This window comes from Georgenia sp., assembly GCF_054605595.1.
Genome location: NZ_JBTSDU010000109.1, coordinates 1 through 10,991, shown reverse-complemented (window position 1 = coordinate 10,991; position 10,991 = coordinate 1). Strand labels below are relative to the sequence as shown.

7 protein-coding genes are annotated in these 10,991 nt (G+C 70.9%); 6 read left to right on the top strand and 1 reads right to left on the bottom strand.

What is annotated here, in order from left to right; translation table 11 throughout:
- Window positions 1-540 precede the first annotated feature (540 nt).
- From ACYC1Z_RS11835 to narI, 5 genes are all read left to right on the top strand, one after another.
- Window positions 541-1,761: an MFS transporter gene (locus ACYC1Z_RS11835; protein WP_461409732.1), complete on the top strand. Its 1,221-nt coding sequence runs from the start codon at window positions 541-543 to the stop codon at window positions 1,759-1,761.
- 168 nt (window positions 1,762-1,929) lie between these two features.
- Window positions 1,930-5,694, top strand: coding sequence for a nitrate reductase subunit alpha (locus tag ACYC1Z_RS11830; RefSeq protein ID WP_461409731.1), 3,765 nt, complete (start codon window positions 1,930-1,932; stop codon window positions 5,692-5,694).
- Window positions 5,695-5,800: 106 nt separating this feature from the next.
- On the top strand, window positions 5,801-7,636 hold the full coding sequence (narH, locus tag ACYC1Z_RS11825; RefSeq protein WP_461409730.1) for a nitrate reductase subunit beta: 1,836 nt from the start codon (window positions 5,801-5,803) through the stop codon (window positions 7,634-7,636).
- A complete protein-coding gene (gene narJ, locus ACYC1Z_RS11820) occupies window positions 7,633-8,331 on the top strand; it encodes a nitrate reductase molybdenum cofactor assembly chaperone (RefSeq protein ID WP_461409729.1) in 699 nt (232 codons plus the stop codon). The genes narH and narJ overlap by 4 nt, the downstream gene beginning before the upstream one ends.
- Complete coding sequence (gene narI / locus ACYC1Z_RS11815; RefSeq protein ID WP_461409728.1) at window positions 8,328-9,107, top strand: respiratory nitrate reductase subunit gamma; 780 nt, start codon at window positions 8,328-8,330, stop codon at window positions 9,105-9,107. The genes narJ and narI overlap by 4 nt, the downstream gene beginning before the upstream one ends.
- Window positions 9,108-9,316: 209 nt before the next feature.
- On the opposite strand, the gene ACYC1Z_RS11810 is transcribed toward narI, so the two are convergent.
- Entirely contained in the window at window positions 9,317-9,820 is a 504-nt protein-coding gene (locus ACYC1Z_RS11810) for a DoxX family protein (protein WP_461409727.1), read from the bottom strand.
- A 590-nt stretch (window positions 9,821-10,410) separates the two neighbouring features.
- On the opposite strand from ACYC1Z_RS11810, the gene ACYC1Z_RS11805 reads away from it, so the two are divergent.
- The gene (locus ACYC1Z_RS11805; protein ID WP_461409726.1) at window positions 10,411-10,821 is read left to right on the top strand and encodes a TOBE domain-containing protein; all 411 of its coding nucleotides are present in this window, start codon (window positions 10,411-10,413) and stop codon (window positions 10,819-10,821) included.
- Window positions 10,822-10,991: the final 170 nt, after the last annotated feature.

Below are 10,991 nucleotides of genomic sequence, written 5' to 3'. Positions count from 1 at the left end.
GGACCCACCCGGGTTCCCACCCGGGTTCCCACCCGAGGTCTCAGCGCTTGTGGTGAGTATTTGCTGGTCATACGCCAGCAAATGCTCACCACAGTGCGCCTGCGGCGTGGGGTGGGGTGGGGTGGGGTGGGTCAAGTTCAGGGACACGACAACCGTCGTCATGTATAGGGAGGCGTCTGCGCTCGCGATACGCACGCCGCCGAGCCCACCCCAGCCCCGCACGCCGCCGAGCCCACCCCAGTCCCCGCACGCGCCCACCCAACTCCTCGCACGCGCCCGCCGCTACCGCACCCCGAGACGATTCTCGGAGCTTGTCTGGCAACCTTTCATCTGCGTGACAAATACGTAGTAAACGGATTAGGGAACCTCTCCGTGACCGAATTACCGACCCGTTTCCTCGTGATTTCATGAACCGGTCTGCTCCGTGCATAATCGAGGACCAAGAGGTGCCGACCCTCTCCGTATCCCCCGCCGCTACCGGCAGGCGGTACGGTGCTGGCCACCCGCCTCGACCGCTCGCCGCACCGCTTGGAGGCCGTGATGACACCGGACAACAGCTCGACAGTCGCACCGAGCACGACCGCCGTCGAGACCCGGCGGCAGGGGACGATGCTCGCGCTCGCGACGATCGGATTCCTGATCAACTTCTGGGCCTGGGCCCTGATCGGCCCGCTCGGCACCTACTACGGCGAGGCGCTCGGCCTGAGCCCGTTCCAGGTCTCGGCGGCCGTCGCGGTCCCCGTCATCGTCGGCTCACTCGGGCGCATCCCGGTCGGCGCCCTCACCGACCGGCTCGGCGCCCGCGTGATGTTCCCCGCGGTGAGTATCCTGACGATCCTCCCGGTGCTCTACATCGGGCTCTTCGCCAACAGTTTCGTCGCCCTGCTGATCGGCGGGTTCTTCCTCGGGTTCGGCGGCACCGCGTTCGCCGTCGGCGTGCCGTTCGTGAACTCCTGGTTCGCCCCCGAGCGCCGGGGTACCGCGCTCGGCATCTTCGGCATGGGCACGGTCGGCACCGCCGTCGCGGCGTTCACCACGGTGCGGATCGTGGACGCCTACGGCCGCCCCGCGCCGTTCCTGCTGGTCACGGTCGTCCTCGCCGCGTATACCGTGACCGCCTGGGTGATGCTGCGCGACCGTTCCGACCGGAAGGCAGCGACCGGGTCGCTGCTCGCGCGCACCTGGCAGACGCTGAAGATCCCGGTCACCGGTCAGCTGTCGCTCATCTACGCGCTCGGTTTCGGCGGATTCGTGGCGTTCTCCGTCTACCTGCCCACCTACCTCGTCAACGCCTACGACCTCACCCGCGCGGATGCCGCGCTGCGCACCGCCGGCTTCGTCGTCCTGGCCGTCGTCGCCCGTCCGATCGGGGGATGGCTCTCCGACAAGTTCCACCCCGTGCCCGTGCTGGTGGTCAACTTCGTCGTCACCGCCCTCGCGGCCCTGCTCGCTGCGGCCGAGCTCGAGCTGCTCCCCGCCGGCACGGTCGCGTTCCTCACCCTGGCCGCCATGCTCGGCTCCGCCTCCGGAGCCTGCTTCGCCCTCGTCGCCAGGGTCGCCCCGGCGGACAAGGTCGGCTCCGTGACCGGCATCGTCGGCGCCGCAGGCGGGCTCGGTGGGTTCTTTCCGCCGCTGGTGATGGGCGCCGTCTACACCCAGCAGGGCACCTACACGCTCGGTCTCGTCCTGCTCGCCGCAACCGCCCTCGCCGTCGCAGCCTTCACGTGGTGGCCGGTCCGCCGCGTCTCACGCGCGGCCTGACACCAGCCCGGCCCGCACCAACCGCTCAGCCCGCACCAACCGCCCGGCCCGCACCAACCGCCCGGCCCGCACCAACCGCCCGGCCCGCACCACCCGCCCGGCCCGCACCACCCGCTCAGCCCGCACCAACCGCCCGGCCCGCACCACCCGCTCGGAAGGACAGAAGAGATGACGGCCACCACGTCGCGCACCACCGACCGTGAGAGCTCCGCCGGGGACGCCCTGCTCAAGCTGGGCACCTTCCTGCGGCGCGGCGAGGCGTCGCCGGACCTGCGCCAGATCTTCCTCGAGGGCGGCCGCGAGGGGGATGCGTTCTACCGCGACCGGTGGAGCCACGACAAGGTCGTCCGCTCCACGCACGGCGTGAACTGCACCGGCTCCTGCTCGTGGAAGGTGTACGTCAAGGACGGCATCATCACGTGGGAGTCGCAGCAGACCGACTACCCCTCCGTCGGTCCGCACTCCCCCGAGTACGAGCCCCGCGGCTGCCCGCGCGGTGCCGCGTTCTCCTGGTACACCTACTCCCCCACCCGGGTGCGCTACCCGTACGTGCGGGCGCAGCTGCTCAACCTCTACCGCGAGGCCAAGCAGCGGCTCGGCGACCCGGTCGAGGCCTGGGCCGACATCGTCGAGGATCCGGTCCGGTCCAAGCAGTACAAGGCGGCCCGCGGCAAGGGCGGCCTGGTGCGCACCACCTGGGACGAGGTCGAGGAACTCGTCGCCGCCGCGCACGTCTACACCACACAGCAGTACGGCCCCGACCGGCTGGCGGGCTTCACCCCGATCCCGGCGATGTCACAGGTCTCCTACGGCGCCGGCTCCCGGTTCTACTCCCTCATGGGCGGGGAGATGCTGTCCTTCTACGACTGGTACGCGGACCTGCCGATGGCGTCACCGCAGATCTGGGGCGACCAGACCGATGTGCCGGAGTCCGCGGACTGGTTCAACGCCGGCTACCTCATCATGTGGGGCTCGAACATCCCGGTGACCCGCACCCCCGACGCCCACTTCATGACCGAGGGGCGCTACCACGGCACCAAGGTCGTCGCGATCTCCCCCGACTACGCCGACAACACCAAGTTCGCCGACGAGTGGCTGGCCGTCCACCCCGGCACCGACGGCGCCCTCGCGCTCGCCATGGGGCACGTGATCCTCAGCGAGTTCCACGTCCGCGAGCGCACCCCGCGCTTCCTGGAGTACATGAAGCGCTACACCGACTCCCCGTTCCTCGTCGGCCTCGAGGAGCGCGACGGCGCGTACGTGCCGGGCAAGTTCCTCACCGCCGCCGACCTCGCCGACGAGGCCCCACACCTCGCGGCGGGCGAGTACCCGGCGTTCCGCACGGTCCTGCTCGACGCCGACGGCACCCCCGTGGTCCCCAACGGCACCCTCGGCGACCGGTTCGGGCCCGAGGGCGCCGGGAAGTGGAACCTCGACCTCGGTGACGTCGACCCGACGCTCACCCTGGCGGACCTGCCGGGCTCCGAGGCCGTGGCCGTGGACCTGCCACGCTTCGACATCGCCCCGACGGCGGAGTCGGGCGAGGCGGGCGCGCACACCGGCGGCGCCGGCGTCGTACGCCGCGGGGTCCCGGCCCGGCGCGTGGGCGGCCGGCTGGTCACCACCGTGTACGACCTGCTGCTGGCCCGGTACGGCGTCGCCCGCGAGGGCCTGCCCGGCACGTGGCCGTCCAGCTACGAGGACGCCGAGGCGCCGGGCACACCCGCCTGGCAGGCCGAGCTCACCGGGGTGCCGGCCAACGCCGCGATCCGGATCGGCCGCGAGTTCGCCCGCAACGCCATCCGCTCCGAGGGCCGCTCGATGATCATCATGGGCGCCGGCGTCAACCACTACTTCCACGCCGACACCATCTACCGGACCATGATCGCGCTGACCACCATGACGGGCTGCCAGGGCGTCAACGGCGGCGGCTGGGCGCACTACGTGGGGCAGGAGAAGGTCCGGCCGCTCACCGGCTTCCAGCAGTACGCCTTCGCGCTGGACTGGCAGCGCCCCGCCCGCCAGATGACGGCGACGTCGTTCTGGTACCTGGCCACCGACCAGTGGCGCTACGACGGGCTCCCGGCCGACACGCTCGCGTCCCCGCTCGCCAAGGGCGCGTTCGCCGGCCGGACGACGGCGGACACCCTCGTCGAGGCCGTCAAGCGGGGCTGGACCCCGAGCTTCCCCACCTTCAACAAGAACCCGCTGCTGATCACCCAGGAGGCGGCGCAGGCCGGCAAGGAGGTCCCGCAGCACATCATCGACGAGCTCGCCGCGGGGAACCTGCGCTACGCCGTCGAGGACCCGGACGCCCCGGAGAACTTCCCCCGGGTGCTCACCGTGTGGCGCTCCAACATCCTTGGCTCCTCGGCCAAGGGCGGGGAGTACTTCCTCAAGCACCTGCTCGGCGCCGAGGCCGCCGTGCGGGCCAGCGAGGCCGAGCCCGAGCGGCGCCCGCGGGACATCGTCTGGCGCGACCAGGCCCCCGAGGGCAAGGTCGACCTGCTCACGACCATCGACTTCCGGATGACGTCGACCACGTTGTTCTCCGACGTCGTGCTCCCGGCCGCGACCTGGTACGAGAAGTTCGATCTCTCCAGCACGGACATGCACCCGTTCGTGCACGCGTTCACCCCGGCGATCAACCCGCCGTGGGAGACGCGCACCGACTTCACGATCTTCCAGGGGCTGGCCGCGAAGGTCAGCGAGCTCGCCGAGGGGCACCTGGGCGTGCACCGCGACGTCATCGCCGCTCCGCTCGCCCACGACACCCCTGACGAGCTGGCCACCCCGCACGGTGCGGTCGCGGCGATGGACGAGCTGCCACCCACCCCCGGGGTGACGATGCCGAAGCTGATCGTCATCGAGCGGGACTACCGGCGCATCGGGGAGAAGTTCAACGCCCTCGGACCGCTGCCGGACAAGGTCGGCATGGCCACCAAGGGCGTGGTGTTCGACCCGAGCGTCGAGGTCCGGGAGCTGGGCGAGAAGAACGGGGTCGCCACCACCGGCGTCGCCGCCGGACGCCCGCTGCTGGACAAGGACGTCAAGGCCTGCGAGATGATCCTGGCGTTCTCCGGCACCACCAACGGCCGGCTCGCCACACAGGGCTTCGAGAACCTCGAGAAGCGCACAGGCACGGAGCTGGCGGACCTCTCGCGCGACCACGAGGGCAACCGGATCACGTTCACGGACACCCAGGCCCGGCCGCAGGCGGTCATCACCTCCCCGGAGTGGTCCGGCTCGGAGCACGGGGGACGGCGGTACTCGGCGTTCGTCATCAACGTCGAGCGGCTCAAGCCGTGGCACACCCTGACCGGGCGCCAGCACTTCTTCCTCGACCACGACTGGATGAGCGAGATCGGGGAGAACCTGCCGGTCTTCAGGCCCCCGTTGGACATGCACCGCCTCTACGGCGACGCGATCCCCGGCTCCATGGCCCCCACCGGGGCCCCTGGCTCCGAGGGCTACGCGGAGGTGGCGGTGCGCTACCTCACCCCGCACTCGAAGTGGTCCATCCACTCCGAGTACCAGGACAACCTGTTCATGCTCTCCCTCTCCCGGGGTGGCCCGAACATCTGGATGTCGCCGCAGGACGCCGCGAAGATCGGCGTGAAGGACAACGAGTGGATCGAGTCGTACAACCGCAACGGTGTCGTGGTGGCGCGCGCCGTCGTCTCCCACCGCATGCCGGAGGGCACGGTGTACATGCACCACGCCACCGACCGCACGGTCGACGTGCCACGGGCGGAGACGTCCGGCCAGCGCGGCGGCATCCACAACTCCCTGACCAGGGTGCTCCTGAAGCCGAGCCACCTCGTCGGCGGGTACGCGCAGCTCTCCTACGCGTTCAACTACATCGGGCCGACCGGGAACCAGCGTGACGAGGTGACGGTCATCCGCCGTCGCAGCCAGGAGGTGCAGTACTGATGAAGGAACGGCGAACTCCGCAGCGAGGCACGAGCGAAGGGGGAGCGTGACGCATGAACGACGGCGAACTCCGCAGCGAGGCACGAGCGAAGGGGGAGCGTGACGCATGAAGGTCATGGCTCAGATGTCGATGGTGATGAACCTCGACAAGTGCATCGGCTGCCACACCTGCTCGGTGACGTGCAAGCAGGCCTGGACGAACCGCACCGGCACCGAGTACGTGTGGTTCAACAACGTCGAGACCCGGCCGGGGCTGGGTTACCCCCGCGGCTATGAGGACCAGGACAAGTGGGAGGGCGGCTGGGTCCGCACCAAGCGGGGCAAGCTCAAGCTCCGGGCTGGCGGCCGGGCGAAGAAGCTCGCGACGATCTTCTCCAACCCGAAGATGCCGACGATCCAGGACTACTACGAGCCCTGGACGTACGAGTACGACATGCTCCTCTCCGCCCCGGCGAACTCCCGGTACACGCCCGTGGCGCGGCCGAAGTCGCTGCTGACGGGTGAGAACACGAAGATCGAGTGGTCGGCGAACTGGGACGACGACCTCGGTGGCTCGCAGGAGATCGCCGTGCAGGACCCGATCCTCAAGCACATGAGCGAGCACGTGGCCATGGAGTTCGAGCAGACCTTCATGTTCTACCTGCCACGCATCTGCGAGCACTGCCTCAACCCGTCCTGCGTGGCCTCGTGCCCCTCCGGTGCGATGTACAAGCGGGCCGAGGACGGCATCGTCCTGGTGGACCAGGACCAGTGCCGCGGCTGGCGCATGTGCATCACCGGCTGCCCGTACAAGAAGGTCTACTTCAACCACAAGACCGGCAAGGCCGAGAAGTGCACGCTGTGCTACCCGCGCATCGAGGTGGGGCTGCCCACCGTGTGCTCGGAGACGTGCGTGGGCCGGCTGCGCTACCTGGGCCTCGTCCTGTACGACGCCGACCGGGTCAGTGAGGCCGCCGCCGTCGAGGACGAGAAGGACCTGCTGGCCGCGCAGCGGTCGGTGTTCCTGGACCCCTTCGACCCGGACGTCATCGCGGCCGCCGAGCGCGACGGCATCGCCAAGGACTGGATCGACGCCGCGCAGGCCAGCCCGATCTGGAAGCTCATCAGCCAGTTCGAGGTCGCGCTGCCGCTGCACCCGGAGTACCGGACGCTGCCGATGGTCTGGTACATCCCGCCGCTCAGCCCGGTGGTCGACGTCGTGACCTCCTCCGGCAATGATGGCGAGGACGCCAAGACGCTCCTCACCGCCATCTCGACCATGCGTATCCCGCTGGAGTACCTCGCCGAGCTGTTCAGCGCGGGCGACACCGCCCCGGTGGAGAAGGTGCTGCGCCGGCTCGCCGCCATGCGTTCGTACATGCGGGACATCCACATGGGCGACGACGGCGACGAGGGCATCGCGAACGCCGTCGGCATGACGGGCACCGCGGTGCAGGAGATGTACGAGCTGCTGGCGATCGCGAAGTACGAGGACCGCTACGTCATCCCCACTGCGCACGCCGAGACGGCCCGTGGCCTGGAGGAGATGGCCTGTTCCCTCGACTTCGAGGGCGGGCCCGGCATGGGCGGCTCCGGGCCGTTCGGCACCTCCTCCGGCTTCCCGGAGCCGGCGAGCGTGGAGACGTTCCACGCCCTCAAGGAACGCCAGACCTCCGACTCGCCCAACCGGCCCAGCGGGACGGGGCGCGTCAACCTGTTGAACTGGGACGGGCGCGGCACCACGCAGGGCCTGTTCCCGACCGGCTCGACGACGGCGACCGCCACCATGGAGCCGGCCGCCGCGGCCGGGACCGCGCTGAACGACCCGCACCCGGGCGGGGACCCGGGGCCGGACGCGGGCGGCACGGACAACGCCGCCCGGCTCGGTGAGGGCCCGGGCGACGAGCCGCCAGGGAACGGCACGACCGGGGTCGGCACCGCGCCCGACGGCGGTCCGCGATGACCGCCTTCGTCACCGCCCCCGCCCTGGCACCGCTGCGGCCCGTGCCGGTCACCGCTCACGAGCGGGCGCTCACCGCCATGGCGGCGGCGGTGCTGCTCGACTACCCCACGCCCGAGCGCTGGGCGGCGCTGCCGACGGTGCTCGAGGGCGTGGCGGGGCTGCCCGCCCCCATCGCCGGCCGGCTCACCGCGTTCGTCGACCACGCGAACGCGGTCGGACCGCAGGCTCTGGAGCACGCGTACGTCGACACCTTCGACCTCAAGCGCAAGTGCTCGATGTACTTGTCCTACTTCCTCACCGGCGACACCCGCCGGCGCGGTAGCGCACTGGTCCGGTTCGTCGAGGCCTACCGCGCGGGCGGGTGGGAGATGCAGCGCAACGAGCTGCCCGACTTCCTGCCCGTCGTGCTGGAGTTCACCGCCGTCGGCGACGCCGAGATCGGCACCGCGCTGCTGGCCGCGCACCGCGAGGGCATCGAGGTGCTCCGCTCGGCGCTGACGCAGATGGACAGCCCCTGGACCGGGGTGGTGGAGGCAGTGTCCCTGGCGCTGCCGAAACCGAGCGCGGAGGTCGAGGACCGGCTGCTGCGTCTGATCACGGCCGGCCCGCCCACCGAGATGGTCGGGCTGAACGCCCTCGGCCCGCTGGAACCCTTTGCCCCCGCCGGGGGCGCGAACGCGGAGGTCACGTCATGAGCGCCGGCAGCGTCCTTGCCTGGGTGGTGTTCCCGTATGTCGCGATGGCGGTGTTCGTCGTGGGATCGATCTGGCGCTACCGCTACGACAAGTTCGGCTGGACGACCCGGTCCTCCCAGCTGTACGAGAAGCGGTTGCTGCGGTGGGCCTCCCCGATGTTCCACTTCGGCATTCTCTTCGTCGCCGCCGGCCACTTCGTGGGGCTGCTCGTCCCGAAGTCGTGGACGGAGGCGGTGGGCGTCGGCCAGACCTTGTACCACCTCGGCGCGACCTACATGGGTGGGATCGCGGGCCTGGCGACGATCGTCGGCCTGGCGCTGCTGATCTACCGGCGGCGGGTGACCGGCCCGGTGTTCCTGGCCACGACCAGGGTCGACAAACTCATGTTCGTGCTGCTCATGCTGCCGATCGTGCTCGGCATGTGGGCCACCGTGCAGACCCAGATATTCGGCGGCGGGGAGGGCTACGACTACCGCGAGACGATCTCGCCGTGGCTGCGTTCGCTGTTCTACCTCGACCCCCAGGTCGAGCTCATGACGGACGTGCCGGTCCAGTTCAAGCTGCACATCACCGCGGCGTTCCTGCTGTTCATGGCGTGGCCGTTCACCCGGCTCGTGCACGCGTTCTCCGCGCCGGTGCAGTACTCCACGCGGCCGTACATCGTCTACCGCTCGCGTGACGAGCGAGCGACCTCGGGATCGCGGGCCCCGCGCCGCGGCTGGGAGCCGACGACGGCGCCGCCCACGCGCCGTCGTCCCACGAGTACCAAGCACTGAAGCACGTCCGTTCCTCCCCCGGAACCTGCGCGGCCTGGGACGACCGGCTGAACGCCCTCGCCCCGAGCGGGCCGGACGTTCGAACGCCGAAGGGCCCGCCCATCACGGGCGGGCCCTTCGGCGTCGCGTCGGCGAGCCTGCTCAGGCGGGAGCGGCGTCGCGTCGGCGAGCCTGCTCAGGCGGGAGCGGCGTCGCGTCGGCGAGCCTGCTCAGGCGGGAGCGACCTCGGGCCGTACGGCCGCCTTGGCGCGAGCGGCCACCACGACGGCGGCGACGACCCCGAGGACGATCGCACCGAACCCGACGGCCGTGGTGGACTCGAGCCCGAGTGCGGAGTCGAGGGAGTACGCCCCCGGACCGGTGAGGGCGACGGAGGCAGCGACGACGGTGAAGACCAGCGGCAGCTCGTAGCCGCCGTTGGCGCCCCACAGGCCGCTGGCCGTGTGGGTGGACGCGGCGACGACCATGGTGCCGATGATCGCGGCCGAGGCGAGCGGGGTGAGCAGGCCGAGCGCGAGCAGGAGACCACCGCCCAACTCAGAGAGGCCGGCGACGACGGCCATCGCCTTCCCCGGACGGAAACCGACCGAGTCGAACCAGCCGCCGGTGCCGGCGACGCCGGGGCCGCCGAACGAGCCGAACAGCTTCTGGGCGCCGTGGCCGACCATCAGAGCGCCGATGACGACGCGGACGAGGAGGAGGCCGATTTCCATGGGTGAACCTTTCGGTGGGTCAGACTGACCTCACTGTCAAGGCAGTTTAGAGTTGAACTATTCCAGGTCGAGACGTTGTCTACGTCACACCTTTCAGCGTCACTGTCGGGCGAGCCGGGCCGCCTGCTGCCGCCGGGTCTGCGCGAGCGCGCGCGGCTCGACCCGGGCACGGTCCACGACCTCCCCGGTCCGGGTCGACGTCGTCCTCCGTCCGGGCGAGGAACACCGGGCACGATGACGCCAGGTGCAGCGGCGTGCTCGCGGTGTGGACCTCGCTCTTCGGCGCGGCACGCACGGCCCACCGCGCCATACGATCAGCCTGCGCCGCAGCGCCCGGGGCCGCCGCCACGGTGAGCTGCACCGTGGCCGGTCGTGCGTGCCGTTGCGGTCCTCCTCGAGAACGTCGACGTCACAGCCGGGGCCGCCGCCACGGTGAGCTGCACCGTGGCCGGTCGTGCGTGCCGTTGCGGTCCGTCTGGATCAGCCGTGCTGGGTCTGCACGGGCGCCGCGACCCCGCCCGCTCCCTGTCTCCGTACCCGCGGATCTAAATAACGATCGCTTCCGCACCTGCGGGACTATGCTGGCCCGCGTGCCGAGCTATCGAGTCAGTCAAGCCGCCGACCTGCTCGGCGTCAGCGACGACACCGTCCGCCGCTGGATCGACGACGGCCGCCTGTCGGTCGCCGTCGACGATGCGGGTCGCAAGGTCGTCGACGGTGCCGAGCTCGCCCGGACCGCCGTCGACCAGGCCGCTGCCGCCACCCCGGCCGGGGACGACTCCGTGCACCGCTCCGCCCGCAACCGCTTCACGGGGCTGGTGACACGGGTCGTCGCGGACGGCGTCATGGCCCAGGTCGAGCTGCAGTGCGGCCCCTACCGCGTGGTCTCGCTCATCAGCAGCGAGGCCGCCCGTGAGCTCGGCCTCGAGCCCGGCTCCCTGGCAACCGCCGTCGTCAAGGCGACGACCGTGATCATCGAGACCCCGCCGGCGAGGTCCTGATGTCCCGCCTCCGTGCCACCGGCACGGCGTTGCCGGCGCGGTGGCCCCGCGCCGTCGGGGCGTTCGCCCTGGTCCCCGTCCTGGCACTGGCCGCCTGCGCCGCCGCCGACGACGCCCCCGAGGCGGGGGCGACCCGCACCGACGCTGCCGAGACCGCGACGGAGGCAGCG

Coding starts and splice junctions, on each gene's coding strand:
- narJ (WP_461409729.1), top strand. CDS start 7,633: ATGACCGCCTTCGTCACCGCCCCCGCCCTGGCACCGCTGCGGCCCGTG.
- narH (WP_461409730.1), top strand. CDS start 5,801: ATGAAGGTCATGGCTCAGATGTCGATGGTGATGAACCTCGACAAGTGC.
- ACYC1Z_RS11830 (WP_461409731.1), top strand. CDS start 1,930: ATGACGGCCACCACGTCGCGCACCACCGACCGTGAGAGCTCCGCCGGG.
- ACYC1Z_RS11835 (WP_461409732.1), top strand. CDS start 541: ATGACACCGGACAACAGCTCGACAGTCGCACCGAGCACGACCGCCGTC.
- narI (WP_461409728.1), top strand. CDS start 8,328: ATGAGCGCCGGCAGCGTCCTTGCCTGGGTGGTGTTCCCGTATGTCGCG.
- ACYC1Z_RS11810 (WP_461409727.1), bottom strand. CDS start 9,820: ATGGAAATCGGCCTCCTCCTCGTCCGCGTCGTCATCGGCGCTCTGATG.